This window comes from Fodinibius roseus (assembly GCF_900129315.1).
Lineage (GTDB): Bacteria > Bacteroidota > Rhodothermia > Balneolales > Balneolaceae > Fodinibius > Fodinibius roseus.
This window is the reverse complement of record NZ_FQUS01000015.1, coordinates 109,106-131,326: the sequence shown is the minus strand read 5'-3', so window position 1 is coordinate 131,326 and position 22,221 is coordinate 109,106. Positions and strand designations below refer to the sequence as shown.

At 48.8% G+C, this 22,221-nt stretch carries 18 protein-coding genes; 9 read left to right on the top strand and 9 right to left on the bottom strand.

What is annotated here, in order from left to right:
- The first annotated feature begins 119 nt into the window (after nt 1-119).
- A complete protein-coding gene (locus BUB16_RS14200; RefSeq protein WP_073065728.1) occupies nt 120-1,256 on the top strand; it encodes a baeRF7 domain-containing protein in 1,137 nt (378 codons plus the stop codon).
- A gap of 262 nt (nt 1,257-1,518) precedes the next feature.
- On the top strand, nt 1,519-4,131 hold the full coding sequence (locus tag BUB16_RS14195) for a M14 family zinc carboxypeptidase (protein WP_073065725.1): 2,613 nt from the start codon (nt 1,519-1,521) through the stop codon (nt 4,129-4,131).
- Nucleotides 4,132-4,284: 153 nt separating this feature from the next.
- Here BUB16_RS14195 and metK read toward each other — a convergent pair whose 3' ends face one another.
- The 4 genes from metK to BUB16_RS14175 all read right to left on the bottom strand — a co-directional run bounded on the left by metK (nt 4,285) and on the right by BUB16_RS14175 (nt 8,305).
- Nucleotides 4,285-5,433 (bottom strand): methionine adenosyltransferase, encoded by a 1,149-nt coding sequence (gene metK / locus BUB16_RS14190; RefSeq protein WP_073065722.1) that lies wholly within the window; start codon nt 5,431-5,433, stop codon nt 4,285-4,287.
- A 279-nt stretch (nt 5,434-5,712) separates the two neighbouring features.
- A complete protein-coding gene (ruvB, locus tag BUB16_RS14185; protein WP_084088309.1) occupies nt 5,713-6,726 on the bottom strand; it encodes a Holliday junction branch migration DNA helicase RuvB in 1,014 nt (337 codons plus the stop codon).
- A 137-nt stretch (nt 6,727-6,863) separates the two neighbouring features.
- The gene (locus BUB16_RS14180; protein ID WP_073065715.1) at nt 6,864-7,661 is read right to left on the bottom strand and encodes a tetratricopeptide repeat protein; all 798 of its coding nucleotides are present in this window, start codon (nt 7,659-7,661) and stop codon (nt 6,864-6,866) included.
- A 101-nt stretch (nt 7,662-7,762) separates the two neighbouring features.
- Nucleotides 7,763-8,305, bottom strand: coding sequence for an RNA polymerase sigma factor (locus BUB16_RS14175; protein WP_073065712.1), 543 nt, complete (start codon nt 8,303-8,305; stop codon nt 7,763-7,765).
- A 200-nt stretch (nt 8,306-8,505) separates the two neighbouring features.
- Here BUB16_RS14175 and BUB16_RS14170 point away from each other — a divergent pair, with 200 nt between their 5' ends.
- On the top strand, nt 8,506-9,249 hold the full coding sequence (locus BUB16_RS14170) for a segregation and condensation protein A (protein WP_073065708.1): 744 nt from the start codon (nt 8,506-8,508) through the stop codon (nt 9,247-9,249).
- Nucleotides 9,250-9,277: 28 nt separating this feature from the next.
- Nucleotides 9,278-10,990 carry a M28 family peptidase gene (locus BUB16_RS14165; RefSeq protein ID WP_073065705.1) on the top strand — a complete coding sequence of 571 codons (1,713 nt, stop codon included), beginning with the start codon at nt 9,278-9,280 and terminating at the stop codon, nt 10,988-10,990.
- 50 nt (nt 10,991-11,040) lie between these two features.
- On the opposite strand, the gene BUB16_RS14160 is transcribed toward BUB16_RS14165, so the two are convergent.
- The 3 genes from BUB16_RS14160 to BUB16_RS14150 form a co-directional block, all read right to left on the bottom strand.
- Nucleotides 11,041-13,965, bottom strand: coding sequence for a CHAT domain-containing protein (locus BUB16_RS14160; RefSeq protein ID WP_073065702.1), 2,925 nt, complete (start codon nt 13,963-13,965; stop codon nt 11,041-11,043).
- A gap of 830 nt (nt 13,966-14,795) precedes the next feature.
- The gene (gene ftsY, locus BUB16_RS14155; RefSeq protein WP_073065699.1) at nt 14,796-15,749 is read right to left on the bottom strand and encodes a signal recognition particle-docking protein FtsY; all 954 of its coding nucleotides are present in this window, start codon (nt 15,747-15,749) and stop codon (nt 14,796-14,798) included.
- A gap of 71 nt (nt 15,750-15,820) precedes the next feature.
- Nucleotides 15,821-16,411, bottom strand: coding sequence for a CDP-alcohol phosphatidyltransferase family protein (locus BUB16_RS14150; protein ID WP_073065697.1), 591 nt, complete (start codon nt 16,409-16,411; stop codon nt 15,821-15,823).
- A 62-nt stretch (nt 16,412-16,473) separates the two neighbouring features.
- Between BUB16_RS14150 and BUB16_RS14145 the strand changes: the two genes are divergently transcribed.
- The gene (locus BUB16_RS14145) at nt 16,474-17,043 is read left to right on the top strand and encodes an NUDIX domain-containing protein (RefSeq protein WP_073065695.1); all 570 of its coding nucleotides are present in this window, start codon (nt 16,474-16,476) and stop codon (nt 17,041-17,043) included.
- A gap of 63 nt (nt 17,044-17,106) precedes the next feature.
- Here BUB16_RS14145 and BUB16_RS14140 read toward each other — a convergent pair whose 3' ends face one another.
- Nucleotides 17,107-17,394, bottom strand: coding sequence for a hypothetical protein (locus BUB16_RS14140; RefSeq protein ID WP_073065692.1), 288 nt, complete (start codon nt 17,392-17,394; stop codon nt 17,107-17,109).
- A 283-nt stretch (nt 17,395-17,677) separates the two neighbouring features.
- Nucleotides 17,678-18,091, bottom strand: a complete 414-nt coding sequence (locus BUB16_RS14135; RefSeq protein ID WP_073065689.1) for a helix-turn-helix domain-containing protein — start codon at nt 18,089-18,091, stop codon at nt 17,678-17,680.
- A gap of 520 nt (nt 18,092-18,611) precedes the next feature.
- On the opposite strand from BUB16_RS14135, the gene BUB16_RS14125 reads away from it, so the two are divergent.
- From BUB16_RS14125 to BUB16_RS14110, 4 genes are all read left to right on the top strand, one after another.
- Entirely contained in the window at nt 18,612-19,085 is a 474-nt protein-coding gene (locus BUB16_RS14125) for a DinB family protein (protein ID WP_073065682.1), read from the top strand.
- A gap of 54 nt (nt 19,086-19,139) precedes the next feature.
- Nucleotides 19,140-19,373, top strand: coding sequence for a hypothetical protein (locus tag BUB16_RS14120; RefSeq protein ID WP_073065679.1), 234 nt, complete (start codon nt 19,140-19,142; stop codon nt 19,371-19,373).
- 152 nt (nt 19,374-19,525) lie between these two features.
- Nucleotides 19,526-20,836, top strand: coding sequence for a two-component system sensor histidine kinase NtrB (locus BUB16_RS14115; protein WP_073065676.1), 1,311 nt, complete (start codon nt 19,526-19,528; stop codon nt 20,834-20,836).
- Nucleotides 20,833-22,200, top strand: coding sequence for a sigma-54-dependent transcriptional regulator (locus BUB16_RS14110; RefSeq protein ID WP_211483189.1), 1,368 nt, complete (start codon nt 20,833-20,835; stop codon nt 22,198-22,200). Before BUB16_RS14115 ends, BUB16_RS14110 begins: the two co-directional genes overlap by 4 nt.
- Nucleotides 22,201-22,221 lie beyond the last annotated feature (21 nt).

Here is a 22,221-nt window from a genome sequence, read left to right as displayed (position 1 = left end):
AAGCAATTGCGGAACTCCCGGGAGGTGACGACCATACAAAAGAGCTGATTGAATCATGTTATTTAGTTTGCTGTTTAGTAACTACTATGTAGGATTAATTTTAACAACCGGAGGTTCATATGATTACGCGTGATAATATTCTCGACCTTGCCAACCAACAACCCGATGTCGGAGTATCAATCTTTTTACCTACTCATCGAAAGGGCGAAGAGGTTCAGCAGGATTCTATCCGATTGAAAAACTTGTTGAGCGAGGCTGAAAGCCAGCTTGCAGAACGAGATATTTCAGATAAACGCATTGAAAAATTGCTGGTGGAACCACGCAAGCTGCTGGACCAGCCCTCTTTTTGGCGTCATAACAACAGGGGACTGGCCCTGTTTATCAGCGAAGAACATTTTGACTTCTATCGCATTCCCTATCGGTTTGATGAGCGAGTGATGACCAGCGATCACTTTTTAATCACGCCGCTCATCCCCATGATCACCCTGGAAGGCACTTTTTGTACGCTTGCGCTCAGTCAAAAAAACATTCGGCTGTTAAAATGCACGCGCGATTCTGTCGAGCCTATTACACTGTCCGAGGCCCCTACCAGCCTGGAAGAGTTTTTGAAGTACGATGTAAACGAACAACACCTGCAGCATCACTCCGGACAGGGTGAAGGCCAGGCCATCTTTCACGGGCAAGGGGGGACGCGGGACACCGATACCCAGGAAATTATCAATTATCTCAAGACCGTGGAAAATGAAGTGACGTCCATTATGAAAAAACGCAACGACCCGCTGATCATAGCCGGAGTGGAGCGGGCTGTTGCGGAATATCGCAAGTTCAATCACTACAGCAGGCTTATCGATCAGTCGATCCAGGAAAATCCGGATCCGCTGAGTGACAAAGAGCTCGGCAAGCGCAGCTGGAAAGTTATCAGATCCTACTTTCTGAAAGATATGTACGATGATATGGAACGCTTTGCAGATCTCTCGGGGTCTGAAAAACAATCCGACAATCTCAGCCAGATCATAGAAGCGGCCTACTACGGAAAAGTGGATTCGTTATTTGTCCCTATCGGCGAGCACAGCTGGGGATGGTTTGACCAGGAGCGTGATGTGGTGCATCACAGCGCCAGCCCTAAAAATGGCGAACACGATCTAATCAACATGGCCGCTATAAAAACACTCACTCAGAGCGGTAACGTATATGCATTAGAAAAAAATGATATGCCGAACTCGGCTTCTATCGCGGCTATTTTCCGGTATGCCTGAGGACAATAGCATATCATTTTGGTATTTTATAATGAGTAGTTAAGGCAAGCCGCACGGTAATACAGACCGTCTGACGGGAAATCACACCATCACTTGTATTATTTGAAAACCCCGGCATTTTCAGGGTGCCGGGGTTTTTTATGGTTTGAAAAACCGGAATTTTAAAGGATCGTTGTTATTGTTATTTTTCTAAACATTTTTCATTGATAATCTTTACACTAACCGTTCACTTTAACTCCCATTTTTTACAGATAGAACCCTTATGAGATTACCGACACTCCTTGCTACGCTTTGTTGTCTGATCATTTCCGTCAGCGGACAGGCGCAAAATCCGGCCGATGCAGAGGCTGCGATGGACTATTACCTGCCCCAGGATGTTACGTACGACTCCTCTGTTCCGACGCCCGAAGAGGTACTGGGGACGGTTCCGGGTCAATGGCACGTCCGCCACGACCAGCTGGTGCAGTATATGCGGGCGGTGGCCGGGGCTTCCGACCGGGTGACCCTGCACGAGTTCGGTAAAACGCATGAAGACCGTACGCTCCTTTACCTGACGGTTACCTCGCCGGAGAATCATAGCAATATCGAGGAGATCCGCCGGGATCACCTGGCGCTCACAGATCCGAACCGATCGGGTGAGCTGAACACGGAAACCATGCCTGTCGTCCTGTATATGGGATACAGCATCCACGGGGATGAGCCGAGCGGCTCCAACGCTTCCATGCTGGTAGCCTACCACCTGGCCGCGGCACAGGGTACGGAAATAGAGCAAAAGCTTGCGAACAGCGTAGTCATCCTGGATCCGAGCTTGAATCCAGACGGACTCAACCGTTTTGCCAGCTGGGCCAATACTCATAAAAGTAAGAATGTGGTTTCCGATCCCAACAGCCTGGAACTCAACCAGCGCTGGCCCGGCGCGCGAACCAACCACTACTGGTTTGACCTGAACCGGGACTGGATGCTGGTACAGCATCCCACAAGCCAGGGACGCATAGACAACTTTCACCGCTGGATGCCGAATATCCTGACCGACCATCACGAGATGGGCACGAATTCGACGTTCTTCTTTCAGCCGGGCATCCAGTCCAGGACCCACCCGATAACCTCGCAGGAAAACCAGGATCTGACCAAAGCCATTGCCGAATACCACGCCGACAAGCTGGACCGGGAAAAGCGCCTCTATTACTCGCAGGAAAGCTATGATGACTTTTACTATGGCAAAGGTTCTACCTATCCGGATGTAAACGGTGGTATCGGTATCCTGTTTGAACAGGGCAGCTCCCGGGGTCATGCCCAGGAGAGCAACCATGGCGTACTTAAATTCCCGTTTACGATCAAAAACCAGTTTCTGACCTCCCTTTCTACGCTTGAGGCTGCCCAGAATCTGCGTGTTGATATCCTAAACTACCAGCGGGATTTCTTTGAAGGTTCCCTGCAGGCCGGTGCCGAAGCGCCCATCGATGCCTATGTGTTCGGGACGCCTTATGACCGGGCCCGAACCCATCATTTTGTGGAGCTGCTCAAGCGTCACCGGGTAGAACTATACGAGCTTTCCGAAGATATGGAAGCAGGCGGGGAGTCATTCGAGGCGGGCTCTGCCTACGTAATACCCACCAATCAAAAAAAGTATAAGTTCATAAAAGCGCTCTTCGAGCGACGAACGACATTTACCGACAGTCTCTTTTATGATGTCTCAACATGGACGATGCCTTACGCCTTTAACCTGCCTTTCGCGGAAGTGGAAGGGGATGTACCGACGGGAGATGAAGTGGAAGGCCTGCCCTCTTTTCCGGAAGGCGAAGTGGTAGGGGGACAAAGTGAGTACGCGTACCTTTTTGAGTGGGATGAGTATTATGCCCCGCGGGCTTTGTACCGCCTGCTGCAAGCGGATGTGCGTGCCAAGGTGGCGTCCAAGCCCTTTGAGATGAATCTCCCGGCCGGAGAAACCAAAACATTTGATTACGGCACGGTGATGGTGCCCATGGGTCCACAGTCTGTAGACCGGGAAAAAATTCATGAACTGGTCCGAAAAGCGGCGGAAGAAGACGGACTGACGGTCTACGCTGTCGGGACCGGGCTCACGCCCGGGGGCATAGACCTGGGAAGCGGGAGTTTTGAACACCTCGAAACCCCTTCCGTGGCTGTCGTATCCGGCAGCGGCGCCAGCGGCTATGAGGTGGGGGAAGTGTGGCATCTGCTGGACCAGCGATATGATATGCAGGCAACCCTGTTTCCGCAGAATCGCATGAGCTATGCCGACCTCAGCCGTTATAATGTAATGGTTATGGTAAACGGCAGCTACAGAGATCTCTCAGGCGACGCCGTAGAGGACATGAAACGGTGGGTCCGTAACGGCGGAACGCTTATTGCAACCAAGCATGCCAACAACTGGGCCGAACAGCACGATCTCGCTCATATTAATTTTGTAGAGGATAAAGCGGATACCAGCGACGAAGAGGAAAGCGACGTACAGCCCATGCCCTATGCCGATATGGCCAACACCCGCGGCGCACAGCATATCGGCGGGTCGATCTTTCATACCAGGCTGGACCTCACCCACCCGCTGGGATATGGATATAATGATGAGGACCTGACCGTTTTTCGCAACAGCACGCTCTTTATGAAGAAAGCGGAAAACCCTTATGCCACCCCGCTGTATTATACCGACGAGCCGCTGGCCAGTGGTTATATCTCCGATGAAAACCTGGAAGAGCTCTCGGGGACGGCCGCAATTGTGGTCAGTGACGTCGGCAGCGGACGCGTGATTTCGATGGCGGACAACCCCAACTTCAGGGCTTTTTGGTATGGCACCAACAAACTGTTCATGAATGCTGTTTTCTTCGGACAAACCATCGACGGCGGTTCGGGAAATTAGCGGGACGTTTTTTCCCTGTGAGGAGAAAAAACACCGCCAAAGGGCCGGGGATGGCTGTATCCTGCCTGCGAGAAAGCCGAACAAGAAGAAAAAGTTTCCCAAAAAGGACTCATGGCTATAATTCAGCTCTGATTAGAGCCAATAAACAGCCTGCTACAACGCATCCGCGATTTTATCCGTATAGTCTAACTGCTCCCAGGGAAATTCATCCCGGCCGAAGTGACCGTAAGCGGCGGTTTTCCGGTAGATGGGACGCTTCAGGTCAAAACGCTCAATAATGCCGGCGGGGGTGAGGTCAAACGTTTTCTGTACGGCGTTGGCCAATGTAACATCCTCAACGCGGCCCGTACCATAGGTATTCACATTGATGGAAACGGGTTCGGAAATTCCAATGGCATAAGCGAGCTGTACAATGCACTCATCGGCAAGGTCCGCAGCCAGGATATTCTTGGCGATATGCCGCGCCGCATACGCTGCGCTGCGGTCGACCTTGGAGGGATCCTTGCCGGAAAACGCCCCGCCGCCATGTCCCCCATATCCGCCATACGTATCCACAATAATTTTACGACCGGTCAGCCCGGTATCGCCGTGGGGACCACCAATCACGAATTTGCCCGTGGGGTTGACGTGGAATACGGTTTCCGCGTCAATTAATTTTTCGCTGATCACCTGGGGTAGGAGGTGCTTTTTCAGATCCTTTTTTATCACTTCCTGATCAATCCCCTCGTCGTGCTGTGTTGAAATGACAATGGTATCCACATGCTTCGGGTGCCCGTCCTCGCCGTATTCCACCGTGACCTGGCTTTTACTGTCGGGCGCAAGGTAGGGAAGCAGATCGGTTTCTTTCCGGATCTGCGCTAATTTTCTAAGCAGGTCGTGCGAATATTGCAGCGACATCGGCATATAGGTGTCGGTTTCTTTGGTCGCATAACCGAACATCATGCCCTGATCGCCGGCCCCCATCTTTTTATCGGAACCTTCATCCACCCCCTGTGCGATATCCGGACTTTGCTGATGAATCGTTGTCAGGACTCCGCAGGAATCGGCATCAAACCGGTACGAATTTTTAGTGTAGCCGATATCCCGGATGACCTGCCGGACAATCTCCTGGACATCCACGTAAGCCTCGGTGGTCACTTCCCCCGAAATCAGGGCCAGTCCGGTCGTCACCAGGGTCTCCACGGCCACCCTTGATTCGGGATCCTGTTCGAGCATAGCGTCTAATATGGTATCAGAAATTTGATCCGCAACTTTATCAGGATGGCCCTCTGAGACCGATTCGGAGGTAAAAAGGTTTTTCATCAGTACTAAAAATTCGTGAATATGATTGAATATTATGAAGCCTTGAAGCTACAAAAAACTGGATAACATTGCAGATCATAGTTTTTGCTTTTTAACAGAGAGCTTTGCAAAACTGTTCTTTTTGCCGATCTCTGCATTTTCGTGCATTCAACATCCTCACATATACCTTGATATGCTGTGGTTTTATATTCGCTCAAGGGCTGATATTGATCAGAATTCCCGGTTTTTCAAAACCCTCTATAAGTGACCGCAACCTCTGCAAAGAAAAGATCGGAACAGCTAATCGAAAAGGTCATTATCCGTACTTCTGTAGTCGACCCCTATATAGTTAAAAGCTTTGCGGGTGGCAATACGTCCCTTGGGAGTACGCTGAAGAAATCCTTCTTTAATGAGGAACGGTTCATACACCTCTTCGATCGTTCCCTTGTCCTCACCCACGGCTACGCTGAGCGTCCCCAGTCCCACAGGTCCGCCATCGTAGTTCTCAATAATGGCATTCAGGATCCGGATATCCATCTCATCGAATCCGTTTTGATCTACATCCAGCGCATTGAGCGCAACATCGGCAATCTCGTCGGTAATGGTATCCATATTTTCGACCTGCGCAAAATCACGGGTCCGGCGCAACAGCTTGTTGACGATCCGGGGAGTTCCACGGCTGCGACGCGCAATTTCATGGGCGCCCCGGTCCGTAATTCCCATATTCAGGATGGCCGCAGTACGAAGGGCAATGCGCTGCAGCAGCTCCACATCATAATAGTCGAGCCGCATGTCGATACCGAACCGGGCACGCAAGGGAGCCGTTAACAACCCTTTACGGGTGGTGGCCCCCACAAGAGTGAAGTCGTTAAGCTCAATCTGAATACTGCGGGCGTTGGGACCCGAGTCAATAACAATATCCAGCTGGTAATCTTCCATCGCAGAATACAAATACTCCTCCACGACCGGGTTTAGCCGGTGAATTTCATCGATAAAGAGCACGTCGCCCTCTTCGAGGTTCGTCAGCATCCCCGCCAGATCGCCCGGCTTCTCCAGGACCGGGCCCGTACTGGGTTTAATCTGCACACCCATCTCATTGGCAATAATATGGGCAAGCGTCGTCTTGCCCAGTCCCGGGGGACCAGAGAGGATGACATGATCGAGTGCTTCATGGCGCTGTTGGGCAGCTTTGATAAAAACAGAAAGGTTTTTCAGGACTTTTTTTTGCCCGATAAACTCACTGATGCGAGTGGGACGAAGCGACTGCTCGTAAGCTTCGTCATTTTCTTCGGCATCTAAAAGAGGGTTTTGCAAAATGGTAGAGTTAATCTATTAGCGAACCAATGAATGACCAATAAAATTAACTCATTATTTTTAAATTTTCTAAGTGGAAAAATAAAATTCACAATTTCGCAAGATTTAGCTATGGATCGCGATCCATTTACCCAGCATTAATCATATTTTCCGGGAGGGTTGCCCAGCTGCTTGTCCAGTTTTTGCAAGATATCACCGGCGGGATTTCGGTAAACCCCTTCCATGGAGTAGACCTCGAAGATGGCCTCGTGAGCCCGGCTTAAGCTATCGGTGTTGATATATGCATTCCCCAAATACCAGTATCCCTTTTCACGAAGGAAGGATTGTTCTTCTGCTTTGCCGACGACCTCCTTAAATGAGACAATGGCCCCTTCATAGTTATACCGGTTAAATTGAATGATCCCCCTGTTAAGGTACGCCTGAACAGCTGAAGGCTGATCCGGATATTCTTGTATGATAACATCATATAATTCCATAGCTTTCGAAATATTACCTGATATGGCTTCTTTAAATCCCCGGTTTAGCAGCGAATCTCCGGGAGTGCTCCGGGCTTGCCCCGACCGGAGGGCAGGAGCAGAGGCAAGGCTTTCGGACAAGGGAATTTCGTTCAACGCCAGCTCGTCGAGGGTCTGTTCCGTATCCATCAAGAAAAAGTTAACCGCAACAGCCACAATGACGATAGCTACCGCTGCGGCTGCCCATTTCCAGGAATTTTGCAGGGAATGGATCAGAGCATGACGCTGTTTTGTACCTGATGAAGATTTGCCGCTGTCGGCTTCTGTAACCATGTTGCGAAGACTGATCTCCGTATTCAAAAGCTCAATATACCCGGGATTTTTGAGCAGCTCTTCCCAAAGCTCCTGGGCCTGCTTCTCGGTCAAATGCCCCTTGACATAGGCGTCAATTTGTTTTTCCAGTTCTACATCGCGTGCCATATCGTGTGTCTTTTTGGTGTGATAACGGCTGTAGTACCCTTAAAAGGGCTATTACAGGCTTCTCTTTATAAGTAAGATCGTATTGAGAGCAAATCCTTACATTACAAGTTACTCTTTTTTTGATAGCACTCATTTAGCTTCTTAATGAGACGGTGTTTTCGGGTCCAGACACTGTTAACACTGATATTAAAATGTTCAGCAACTTTTTTAGAATGGGCGTCCGGATGATCAAACCAGTATTGTATAAATTTTCGATGATGCTCTTTAAGCTTATCCAGACACCATTGCAGGAGTTGCTGCTGTTCCTTGTCCAGCAGTGATTGCAGCTGCCGGGGCCCCTGCCACTGCCGGCCGGCTTCCTCAAGCGGGGTGGTCCGTTGATTCATCCGGGTCTTGAGATAAGCGTTCCGGCAGATGGTCAGGATATATGAAACCACTTTGTCAGGATTTTTTATCTGATCCTTTTTAATGGTTTGAATAGCCGTAAGCAACGCCTCCTGAGATATATCTTTAGCGTCATCCTCACTGGCATTCATATGAATTCTCAGAAAAGCCAGAAGCCGGGGACGTATAGCTGCTATCAGTTTATTGACTTTCCTGGTGTTACCTTCATTCAGGGCAGTCACCAATTCAGAATAATCCATGGTTAAAAAATCGGCGCTAAAGTAGTTAAAACAAGGTAATAAAAATATGCTGCCTTAATTTTACAAATTTCGGTAGTAAAAGCGGCAAAAATTCCCTTTTTTGCACAAATAAAGGTTAAGAAATGGCGTTTAAGGTGTAACAATCCCAACGCTAACCGAGACAGAAGTATTAAATATCACATAAACACTAATACTAATCGATGTATCGCGTACGGTTAAAAAATTTTGAAGGTCCCCTGGATCTGCTCCTCTTTTTTATCAAGAGAGACGAACTCGATATTTATGATATTCCTATCTCCTATATTACCAACCAGTTCCTCGAATATATCAACTTAATGGAGGAGCTGGATCTGGATGTAGCCAGCGAATTTATCCTGATGGCCAGTATGCTCATGTCGATCAAGGCCAGGATGATGCTGCCCCAGGAAGAGTCGGATGAAGAGCTGGATGAGCACGATCCCCGCTATGAGCTGGTTCAACGGCTGCTGGAATACAAGCGCTACAAGGAGATGGCCGAAAAAATGGAGTCTATTGAAGAAGAGGCCCGGAAAAAACACTTCCGGGGGAATCCCGAAGCCGACCAGGTAGAGAAACAAGCCAGCGGAGAAGCCCTGAAGAACGTAACGATGTTCGACCTGATGTCCGCATTTAAAAAAGTGCTGGCCGATATAAAGAAGCAGAAATCAGTTCATCACGTTGAAAAAATCGAATATACCATTGAAGAGCAGACCGAATATATATTACATCAGCTGCAGGAACGGGGGCGAACAGCATTCCGGACACTGTGTTTCGAGTTGCAAAACCGGACGAAAATTGTTGTCACTTTCCTTGCAATCTTAGAAATGCTTAAGGAACGACAAATTAACTTGTATATAGAAAATGACGATCCGACAGACTTTTTTCTCGATTTAAAACCGGTGGATGAAATTATCAGCGCGACCTAATGACAACATGGAACTACAGTTCACATCTATGAGACGCATCATCCTATTAGCAGCTGCAGGATTTTTTTGGGCCGTGTCTGGCTGCAGCAGTACCGAACAATCAGTCCGGAAGGAAACACAGCCATCAATAGCGACAAATACCGAGCGCCTGCTGGCGTACCAGGACGAAATTACGACAGACTTCCTGCGGCAGCATCTGACGGTTTTTGCTTCTGACTCGATGGAGGGACGTGAAACGGCAATGCCCGGACAAAAAAAAGCCGCCCGTTATCTCGCGAATCAATATCGTGAAATGAATATGCAGCCCGCCGGTGAGTCCCGCAGCTACTTTCAAAAATTTAAACTCACTGCTACTCAACGCGACAGCATCGTATTCAAAATATTTGCTATGAACGAGGATCAAAAGCAACCGGCAAGTCGTTCCGTATCCAGCAGGAACGCTACGGGAGACTTCATTCGCGCTTTTGGCGGTACCGATTCCCTGAGCGGGCAAATCGTCTTCGCAGGCTTTGGCGTCAATGATCCGTCCCGCGGTCTCCATCATTTGAAGGGGATGGATTTGCAGGGCAAATGGGTGATGGTGTTTCAGGATATTCCTCACATAATAGATGGGGACACGCTGGTTGATCCATCTATCGGTGCGCGGGCCCGGTTCAGCAGCATCTTTAGCCAGGGAGCCGAGGGAATGCTGCTTATTTCCGATATGGCCGGCGAAGAATTCCGGTCGTCGGCCGCCCAAAAGCAGAGCGACTTCGGTAAACCAACAAATATGCGACTGGCTTATCGCGATGACTCCGTACCATCGCAGGAATTCAGCAACGGGTACAACGTGGTAAGCCCAACGATGGCCACCAGGCTGCTCAGGCTGGAGAACCCCGCTTCGCTGACCGGGTTACGAGAGAAGATTATACAAAATATTACGGATTTTACTCCCAGGCCCCTGGACTACGGACTTTCACAAATTCCCTATGAGCGTGAAGTCTCCCTGGAAACGAAAAACGTTCTGGCCTACCTGGAAGGAGCCGATCCACAACTGAAAGATGAAGTGGTCGTAGTGACCTCTCATTATGATCACGTAGGGATCGGTCAGCCCGACTCTACCGGGGATCGCATTTACAACGGGGCCGACGATGACGGCAGCGGTACCGTAGCTATGCTTAATATGGCCCACGCTTTCCGGGAAGCGGCTCGAAATGGGGTTTCTCCCCGGCGCAGCATTCTGTTTTTGAATGTTACGGGAGAGGAAAAGGGGTTGTTGGGCTCGCGCTACTACTCCGACCACCCGGTATTCCCCATAGAGAAGACCGTAGCCAATCTAAACATGGATATGATCGGACGTATTGACGAAGAACACCAACAAAAAGGGGTGGAAAATTACGCCTATATCATCGGGAGTGAATTAATTTCCTCTGAGCTGGACAGCCTGATCAAAGCGGCCAATCGCCGATCGGGACAGATTACCCTCAATAAAAAATATAACGACCTGAAGGATCCCAACCAGTTCTACCGGCGCAGTGATCACTGGAATTTCGGCCGGCTGGGCGTTCCCTTTGCCTTCTTCTTCACAGGCGTGCATGAGGACTATCATCGTCCCTCTGACGAGGTACATAAAATCCGCTTTGAAAAAATGGCCGGGATCGTCCGTACCATTTATGCCTCTGCCGTTATGATTGCCAATGCAGATGAAGCCCCCTCCGTGGATAACCAGGAGTTTATCGAAATTACGAAAACCGATTTATAGGACAAGGCTTTTCTACGTGACACTTAATACTTTTTGCTTATCATCTGCCATTACCTCCCCACGACAATAAACGGCGCCCAGTAAACCGGGTGATTATACAGCGGATGGTTAATCATCTTCAGCTTGGCCCGGCGCATCGCCGTCGCTTTCCTGCCGAAGGGAATCGATCGGTCCCATCCAACCCACCTCAGCACGGTGTTCATCCAGCCTTCTTCCGCGGTACTGTTAATCAGCGCTTTGTAAAACTCATTCATCAAAGAGGCGGTCGAGCGATCATAAACATTCCAAAGACTGACAATCACCGTTGCGGTACCCGCATAGAAGAACGATCGCTGCATTCCCAGCATGCCTTCCCCTTCCACCAGTTTACCGAGTCCGGTATTGCAGGCACTCAGAACGACCATATCCGATCTGACATCCAAACCGAAGATCTCGGAGCTGCGCAACATCCCATCCTCTGTGGAAGAAGGGGTAAGCTCTCCTCCCGCCGAAAGGGTCAGTCCGCTTCGGCCGGGGCGATTTTCATCAATGATACCATGGGTGGCCAAATGAACATACCGGTAGCGATTCTCTTGCAGCAGATTCTTAAACGCTCGTTCGGAAACCTGTTCTTCTTTGAGGATAGAAACCTGCCGGAAATGGGAGGCGATAGAATCCACCTCAATGAGCGTTGAGGGGAGGGCTGAAAGCTGGTTGGCGCTGGCGGGCCGACCCCCGGCATTTCCCGAAGATTGTGAACCCGCCACGGCCAGCAACTCTTTTCGGTCGACGGCTTTGGGTTTCTCCAAAAGAGTAAGACTGGTAAGCGAGGGTTCATATTTAATCCGGAATCCTTCTATTAGATACCCCTCGTCCCCCAATAACGCCTCAAAAGGCAGGTAGACCAGGGCCCCGTCGGGGACAATAATGATATTCGAATAGCCGCCGAGTGATTCTTCAAAGGGCTTTATCAGCAAATTATACAATTTATCGGATGCTGCCCGCAACTCATCCCGCCCGGCATTGGATAAAATCATTTCCCTGAAACGGGCGACGCGTGTCGTCAGCTCTTCGCCCAGCGGCCGGGTACCGGGCAGCGAAACCTGTTCGATACGCACCTCATCCCGGCCGATGAGAAACGTAATCAGCTTATTGCCGGCAATCGCATATTCGAGCACAGCTGTTTCCTCATCCACAAGGGTCTGCGCGCGTTCCAGCCCGATGGACCCCGGGAGCTCCATCTTTTTGAGTTCGGGATACTGGCTTGCCAGTTTGTTTTCATAAGCAGCATACTCTAACTCCGCTCTTCGGATTTCATCACTTAACCGGGCTTGTTCCTCTTGATTATCGGATAATTCCAATCGGGTAAAAAGGCTGTCTATGCTGTTTCTCCGTTCCTTTCGGCTAATCCGAACTGCGTCGGGAAGCTGCTGGTCAATATTTTGAGATGCTTTAGCCAGCTCATCGCTGAAGGAACGGGCTTTGGCCTGCTCTACCAGCCGAAAAGCGCGGGACCTGTCCTGTTCGTATTTCAGCACCCAGGAAGCCAGCCGGGTATAAAAGTCGGAATACTTTTTAAAATATCCCGCCTTGAGATCTGAGGTGGATCCCGCCTTCATCCGGGTCTGTTCGATAATGTTCACCGCTTTTTGTCCATATACCACGGCGCTGTCGGAATTCAGCTTATGAAACTGGCGGGCCAATCGCTGGAGCGATACCAGCTGCTCACGGCCCGGTAAAAATTTGCTGAAAGCATAGGCCCTTCGATAGTGTTGAAGGGCGGTCTGATCCGCTCCCTCTGCTGCACTGATATCACCAAAGTAGGCAGCGCTGTTTCCCAAAACAGCATAATTACCGGTGGAATCGCCGATTGCTTTTAATTGGCGGGCATATTCACGAGCCTGTCCATAATCTTGGTTATGGAGTTCCATCTCCACCATGGTTTTAAGCGAATAAGCCATTTTATAAGGATTGCCGGCCTGTTTTCGCAATGCAAAAGCCTTTATATAATGGTCGGAAGCCTCCTCGGTATTACCCAGCTCCCAAAGCACTTTGCCGAGATTCATCGTCGTGGTGGCCAGGGATTGCGGGTTCCCGGTCTTCTCTTTCAAACTCAGGCTTTGCCGGTAATAGTCCCGGGCTTTATCGTATTCGCCAAGGCGTTTATAGAGAAGTCCGATATTATTGAGGGTCTCCGCTGCTAAGCTTGGCACTCCTGCCTGCCGGCTGTATTCCAGGCTTTTTTGGTAGGCAACCAAAGCCTGGTCATAATTTCCCAGGCTTGTTTGTGCGCTTGCAATTGCACTATATACGGTTGACAGCCGGCGTACATCCCCCACCTCCTCGCTAAGTCTGAGGCTGCGGTTATAATAGTCAAGGGCTTGATTGTAGAGAGACAGTTTTTTGTAAATATTCCCAATATTACTGAGGGTAATACTAATCCTGAGATCGCTGCCTAACTTTTTAAAATACGGCAGGGCTCTTTCGCTAAACTCCAATGCTTTCGAAAAATTGCCCTTTCGATAATAAACCGATCCAATATTATCAAATACGACGCCGATGAGTTCATTGTCACCGGATTCTTCGGCCAGGGGCAAAGATTTATTATAGTAGTTCAGCGCCGCCGTGGGTTTCCCGGATTTGCTGGACGCCCACCCCATACTGTTATAGAGATCTCCGCGATTGTAGGTATCATTGGCAGGGTGGTCAATCGTTAAAAGCATCCTATACAGCTCCATTGCCTGGTCATGCTTCGATCGATAGACCATGGCGCTGGCGTACTCTTTGCCTGCTTCCAGCCATGAAGTGGTATCTCTGAAATTCCGGTAAAGGTCATATGCTTCGCGGTAGTAGAATTCAGCCTGCCCCATGTTTCCCCTGTTATCATAATCCTTGCCTTTCTGCAGCAGGGAATCCGCAAGCTGCACGCTCTGTCCCCACACCGCAAGCGGAAAAAAAGTGCAGGCCAGGAAAATGAAAAGCCGTCGTCTGTCCATCTATACGTTTATCCCCTTTAACACCATCCCAATGACGGAGTTAGTTGTTGGCAATTATAATGTCCTCACAAAATACAGGATGACAGAACGAATGCTTTATTCTCTCAGGAGACTTTGCAAAACCGTTCTCTTGTCCAATCGCTGCATTTTTGCGCATTCAATATCCTCACATAGGCTTACCCGGATTATTCACGAAATAGCAACAAGTAAAAATTACCCCCTTGATATGGTTTGACCTATCAAACATTAAATATAGCTCAAAGTTGAGTGCAGTCGCAATGGGCTGCGAGATTGAGCCGTAGCTACTTCGCCTCGTTCACGACCAAACTTTCCGGTGACTAATCGGGGGTATTATGCGGTGGTTTTGAACGTGCTCAGGGGTTGATGTTGTCTAAAATTCCTGTTTCTTTCAAAGCCTTCTCCCATTGTAATATAACAATAGTAATATTGTAATATAATTTTAATACTGTAGCAGATTTAAAATATTAAAAAGAGTAGCAATTGTTTTAAAAATATGACACTTTATTTACAGTGCTTAATGGACGTATCTGTTTTCTAACTACAATTAACCAGGGAAAACTGTTATGATGAGCTTGCTTGACCACCCTTTTACGTTCTCTGCCATGCCCGACCAGGAAGATATGGGCGGCGGCGGTGATGATGACGGCTAAGTAGTGCCGTACGTAACCGATAACCACAAATTCCGTTCCGGGCCGCATGTTTTCTGAGCATGCGGCCTTGTTAATTTACCGGTCAGCCGGATTGTTCGCCAGGAAATTTGGTTTTGCCAAGGCGAAGTTGAGCCAAGAGGGGAAGAGTAGCACAAGTCGCTACTCTTTGAACATGGAATTAACGAACAACTCGCGGTCGAAAACCTGAAGATCTTCGATATCCTCGCCCACACCGATATATTTGACCGGCACATCCAGCTCGTTGGAAACACCGATCACGATCCCCCCTTTGGCGGTGCCGTCCAGTTTGGTCAGGACCAGGCCGGTGATATCCACAAAATCGGTAAACGCCTGTGCCTGCTGCATCGCATTTTGTCCGGTTGAAGCATCGAGGACCAGCAGCACCTCATGGGGGGCATCATCGACAACTTTTCCCATCACCCGCTTGATTTTGGCCAGCTCTTCCATCAGCGACTTTTTATTATGGAGGCGCCCGGCGGTATCGACCAGCGCGATATCGGCTCCTTTTGCTTTCGCCGATTCCACCGTATCATAAGCTACCGCCGCGGGATCGGCATTTTGCCCCTGCTGAATAATAGGCACGCCGGCGCGTTCGCTCCAAATCTTGAGCTGGTCCACGGCCGCTGCCCGAAACGTATCAGCCGCTCCCAGCATCACCTTTTTGCCGGCCACCTTATAAAGATGAGCCAGCTTGCCGATCGTTGTGGTTTTTCCGACCCCGTTGACCCCCACAATCATCACGATATGAGGCTTCCTGGGGAATTCGGCATCGAATTCAGCCGGTTTATCGGGCGCATGATCTTTGAGCAGCGCAATAATTTCTTCCCGCAGGATCTTTTGCAGCTCACCACTGTTCAGATACCGGTCTTCAGCTACCCTCGTTTCAATCCGGTCAATAATTTCCAGGGTGGTTTTGACCCCCACATCCGAGGTAATCAGGATTTCTTCGAGATCATCCAGCACCTCGGCATCCACGGTTGTTTTACCGGCAATCGCTTTGCCGATCTTTTTCATGATGCCGCTGCGGCTCTTTTCGACACCTTTTTCGACTTTTTCTTTTTTCTTGAGACCTAATTTTTCTAAAAAACCCATACGTTTGTTCTGTTATGAAGGCCACCAGCCAAAACACCCTTTGTAAAAATGCTTTCGCGGTGAATGATGATTCAGTTAAATTTCACGCCTTTGCGTATTTCATTGAAACGATGAAGATAATCAAAGAAGGAGAAAATCATAAGGGCCAGTGAATTGCCCATCAGCACCAGGTGAACGGGTCCGGCCTCCGGGTAGAAAAACACCGACAGCCAGTACAGGCCCAGGGCATTCACACTTACCTTGCCCGACATTTCAGCCATAGCCACTTTTCCGCGCAGTTTTCGAATATAGAGCGAGCCCCCCATGATGATCACGTCCCGAACTATTTCAACAACAAAAAACCACAGCGGAATAAGATCGATATAAACAGCATATGAAAACAGGAGGAACGCACAAAATTTGTCAGCTACCGGATCGAGAATTTTCCCCCACTCCGAAATCTGGTTGGTCCGCCGCGCGACATACCCATCCAGGTAATCTGAAATAATGCCATAGAACACCAGCAGCGTAATCGTCCATGTAATTTCCCGACCACTGGTATAATGCAGGTAAACAATCGGGATAGCTACCAGTATACGCGAAACGGAGATTAGGTTCGACCAGGTAAACAGGATCTGCTTAACATCCACCTCCCGCCGGTCTATATTATGCAATTCAGCCAATGGAAACCCAATTCTTTGTTATACTTACGCCTTAATGGCCAAAGATACATAAAATTCTTGCTATGAACGATACACATAAACTTATCGAACAGACCCTTTCCTCGAAAGAGGTTTTTAACGGGCGCCTGCTGCACGTATACGTTGACGAGGTAAGCCTGCCCGACGGATCCACCTCCACCCGCGAATGGATAAAGCATCCCGGCGCCTCGGCCGTACTTCCCGTATTCGAAAATGGCGACGTTATGCTGGTGCGGCAGTTCCGCTACCCGATGTCGCAGATCTTTTATGAGGTCCCCGCCGGTAAAATAGATCCGGACGAAGAAGCCGGCTCCACGGCCCGGCGCGAGCTGAGAGAGGAAGCGGGACTGACGTGCAGCCATTTTCAATATATCGGGCAATTTTACCCGGGCATCGGCTATTCGGATGAACTTATTCACCTCTATACGGCCTGGGATATCGAATCTTTTGATCAGCAGGTCGATGAAGATGAATTTTTACTGAAAGAACGGATCCCCTTTCGGGAAGCTGTAGATATGGTGCACTCAGGCGAAATAACCGACGGCAAATCGATGGTAACCCTCCTGAGGGCCTGGCACTGGTGGAAGGAGGAAGGGCCGTTCGTCGTCCGCTAAGCCGCGGACGAGAGGCGCAGAGCGGCGGGGACAGCAACCAACGGGCGAACCACCCTGCTGCTGTTACTCTATGATTCCTTCTTTCACCGCAAGCTCGTAGATGGAGGAATGAAGATCCGAATCCGTGATTGCTCCCCGGCTGATGAGCTCCTCCAGCTCATCGCCGCGCAAAAGTAAAATACAGCCCATTTCATTGAGTGCTTCATCAAATTTTCGCGGATCGGCCGAAGAAAGTTTTTCCAGGTCAATACCTTCCGGGCTCTTCCTGGTGTTGACAAGACAGTAAAAATTATCGTCCGCGTCGTCGCCAAACCCAAATATTTCGAGCTTTGTATCATCTTGTTGCAGCATGCTCTTAATATATATACTTAGTCTTATAATTTATCCTAAATATACCACACAAGAAGGATACTTTTGTAAAAAAAATGGATAGCCCGCACTGCGTAAGCGTACCAGGCGCCATACCGCTTTGAGGAGTTGCTGCCCCAAGGTGTCGGACTTAGGAGAGTCAGACGATTCCAGTCCCATTTTGGGGTCTATTGAGGCGAATAGTGGACCTGGTTAACGAAAAAGAACTCGGAATCCGGCCAAATCCGACGGCCCGCAGTAGCTTTGACGAAGTCCGACAGGCTCCTTAGGGACGCTGATGCCGCTCTAAAAAGTCACGCGCTTTAATGAGTTCTACAACCTCATCATTCTTTTTGTCAATAACCGCAACCTGAAACAAACTGATAATCGCCTGATTTTCGATGCACCTGATCGTTTCATCAATGGTATCGCACTCATCCTGCTCGCTTACCAAATCGTTTACCCCTTTTACAACGTACCGGTAATTTTTGGGAGGGCTGGGTTTCTGCTGATTTCCCGTTGAGGGCTCGGCAAAATAATTGCGAAGCGCTTCTTCAGTAACATACCATTTCACACCCAGCTTGCGCCCCCGGATTTTGCCTTTCCGCAGGTAAGCCCGTATGGTCATTTTACTGAGACCCAGCTGATCGTGGAGGTCGTCAACCGAGTAAAGAGTAAGAGCTCCTATTTGTTTGGGCATAAAGCACAAAAAATAAATTTTGGATCTGGTTTTGTGTGAATGACAACAGTATTAAATTTAATGATAGTTAAAGAATAGTTAAAGAATATTATAGATTAATTATATATTAGTTATATATTAACCTGCTGATATAAAAAATACTTGCTCCGTATAGGCTGTTCCTCGTATATTATAATCAGTGATTCCAAAGAAAGCTCTGCAACCGCAGGGTTTTTGTTGTTTCAGCCCTTCTGAATTGACATTTTTTGCCCCCTGTATTATAATTTTTCTTACTACCAAAAGAGCTTTGAAAACCGGGAATTTTGTTCAAGGTCAAAGTCAGGGGAGATAGGAATTGCAGCATATAGCTCATATACGAGGAATTCAACCGGGCGATAAGGCCTACCTCGGGCAAAAGAACGGTTTTGCAAAACTCTCTGCCAACATACCCCATTATCCTGGTATCGTAAAGAGGTTAATTTTTTAGTTTCCTGCGGTTATATTACATAATACACTCATTCCAAGCAGAAAGACGATTCTCATGTCCGCCGCTATACCTATTCGCGACTTAGTTGTTGAACAGCTTGACAGTAAAGATGCACACGTTGATTTTATGCAGGCTGTGCAGGGACTGACCCACAAACAAACCGGTATAAAGGTAGAGGGGCTGCCCCATACCATCTGGGAGCTTATCGAACATATTCGAATCAGTCAGGACGACATTCTGGAGTTTTGTAAAAATCCCGATTATGAGGCCCCGAACTGGCCTGATGACTATTGGCCTGCATCCGCCGGCCCGGAAAACGAAAAGGCATTCCATACATCGGTCCGTGCGGTGCCAGAGGGCATCAAAGAGATGAAATCGATGGTGTCAGACCCTCAGAATGACTTGCTGGCACCCATACCGCATGGCGATGGCCAAACGCTTTTTCGGGAAGCCATGTTATTTGTAGATCATAATGCGTACCATATCGGACAGATTGTGCAAGTTCGCCGTTCAATGGGCAGCTGGTAATAAATAGTTATCGCTGTGACGAGCTACTCTTATCATGTTATAAACAGGAGGGCTTTGAAAAAACAGGAATTTTATTCAATATCAACCTCTGAACACATTCAAAACCACCGCATAATAGCCCGGATTAGTCATCCGGGAAATATGGTCCTGTACGAGGTGAAGGAAAAATGGCGGCAGAAAGGTACCTATGCTATGAACCTTGAGCAGGTCATTCTTTCCCTCACCGAAGTAGCTACGGCTCAATTTCGCAGCCCATTGCGACTGCACTCAACTTTGAGCTATATTTAATGTTCGATAGGTCAAACCATATCAATAGGCTAATCTTTACTTGTTGCTATTTCGTAAATAATCCGGGTTAAGCCTGTGTGAGAATGTTGAATGCGTGAAAAAAACAAAGACGGGCACAAAAACGGTTTTAGAAAGCGCTCAAACAATGTACCATGAAAGATATACTGAAATTCTTACGGGAAGCCCGGATCGGCTACCTGCTGTTTACATCACTGATTGTCCTGGGAGTTATTTTCGGGGCTTTTGAAATTATTGATCAAACGCTCCTCAAGGACATCCCCCCGGAGACAATGCGGTGGCTGTATTTCAGCAGGGGCGCTCTTGCGGCACTCCTGCTCATGATCTGGGCAGCGTGGACGGTTTACAACTACCGGGAGTACTATGAAGATCAGCTGCAGGCTACCAAGCTGCGGTACAGCGATATTATCGAACACTCGGCCGAGGCGATAATATCGCTGGATACTGAGGGCCGTATTACCTCATGGAACCGGGGAGCGGAACAGATGCTCGGATGGCATCGCGATGAAATAATCGGTGAATCCATTAATCTTATTGTCCCGGACAAGCTTATTGAATTAGAGGAACTTGAGCATATTGACGCTGAAATACAAAGGCGGGGGTATATTCAAAATTTTGAAACCGAACGCCTGACAAAGAAGGGCGAGAAAAAGCTGGTAAACCTTACGGAATCTTACGTCCGCAATAAAGACAACGAGACGGTAGGCCGTTCGCTTATCCTGCGGGACCTGACAGATGTGAAGATGCGGGAGGAGCAGATTCAGCAGTCGGAACGGCTGGCTACCGTGGGACATATGGCCGCAGGGGTGGCTCACGAGGTGGGTAATCCCCTGACGGCCATTTCGTCGCTGGTTCAGGTCTGCCAGCGAAAAACCAATGACGAGTTTATACAGGACCAGCTAAAAAAAGTCCGGGAGCATATCCAGCGGATCAATAAAATTGTGCGCGAGCTGGTTGATTTTTCACGACCCTCAAGCATGCAAACCGAACATGTCCAGATCAATGAGGTGATTAAGTCTGCGGTCGGACTCCTAAAGCATGACGCCCGCTGTCGGGATGTGAATTTTAAGCTGAATCTTGCCGATAATCTCCCATCTATTACCTGTGTACCCGATCAGATCCACCAGGTACTGGTAAATCTTCTGTTGAATGCTGTCGATGCGATGAAGGAGACGGCGAAGCCAAAGATCACGATATTCACCTTGAAGCAGCAAAATAACATCAAACTGACCGTTGCGGATGTGGGCAAAGGGATAAGAGAGGAGAACCAGCCGCGCATATTCGAACCCTTCTTCACTACGAAGGATGTAGGGCGGGGTACCGGACTCGGACTCTCGGTGAGTCACGGTATTATCAATAAAATGGGAGGTGCTATACATGCGGAATCCGAATATGGAAAAGGCACAACATTTATTATCAAACTACCGATAAAAACTGAAGAATGATGAAAGGATCTATTTTAATAGCTGATGATGAGGCGGGCATCCGCGAATCGCTGACCATTGTACTGCAGGATGAAGGCTACGACTGTACCACTGTCAGCGATGGGAAGGAAGCCATCGAAGCGATCAATAAAAGAAGTTACGATATTATTATTTCCGATTTAAAAATGCCGAACGTTAATGGTATCGGCGTGTTAGAACATGCTTTGCAGCACTCGTCGGATACGCTGACCATTATTATTACGGCGCACGGCACCATAGAGACTGCTATCCAGGCGTTGCGGAAGGGAGCAGCCGATTATATTCTAAAACCACTCGATTTTGATGAAGTGCTAATCCGCATCGAAAACCTGCTTGAGCATAAAAAGATTATACAGGAGAATAAACACCTGCGCGAACAGATCGACCAGGAATACAACTTCAACCATATTATTGGTGAGAGCGAGGCCATGAAAAAGATCTATAAAATGGTCGAGCGGGTCAGCGGCGCAAGCAGTAATGTGCTCATTACCGGTGAGAGCGGAACCGGAAAAGAGCTGGTTGCACGGGCCATTCACTTTAACGGGAAACGGGCTGAAAGACCTTTTTTAGCCATAAATTGCGGTGCCATTCCCGAAGACTTAATCGAATCAGAACTTTTTGGCCATAAAAAAGGGGCTTTTACCGGGGCCTCCTCCGACAAAGACGGAGTGTTTGTAGCAGCCCACGGCGGGACCGTCTTCCTGGATGAGGTGGCGGAGATACCGCTCAACCTACAGGTAAATTTGCTGCGGGTACTGCAGGAGCGGGAAGTTAAGCCCGTGGGTGCGAATCAAAATATAAGCTTTGACACGCGCATCATCTCAGCGACAAACAAAGACCTGGAAGCAGAAGTGGAAAAAGGGGCTTTTCGGGACGACTTGTACTATCGGCTGAATGTTGTGGAACTGGAGCTGCCCAGCCTGCAGCAGCGCCGCGAGGATATCCCGCTTCTGGCCCACCATTTCCTGCAGAAATACAATAAAGAGTTAACACGAAATATAAAAGGAATTTCCAGCGAGGCGATGAGTGCCATGATGTCCTATGAATGGAAAGGACAGGTCCGGGAGCTGGAAAATGTGATCGAACGCGCGGTTTTACTCAGTGATAACGATTATCTCCTACTGGAAGACCTTCCGAGCGCCATCCGGGACGTTGATGTAGCGGAATCAGATTTTGTAAGCATGAGTACGGGCAAGCTGGACCAGGCCGTGCAGGTATTCGAAAAACACCATATCCAGAGCATGCTTAAGCGCACGGACGGAAATAAATCGGAAGCGGCCCGCTTGCTGGGGATTGATCCCTCTACCCTTTATCGTAAAATGGAGCGGCTGGGATTATCGGAATAAACAGGTTGCCGGCATTACTTT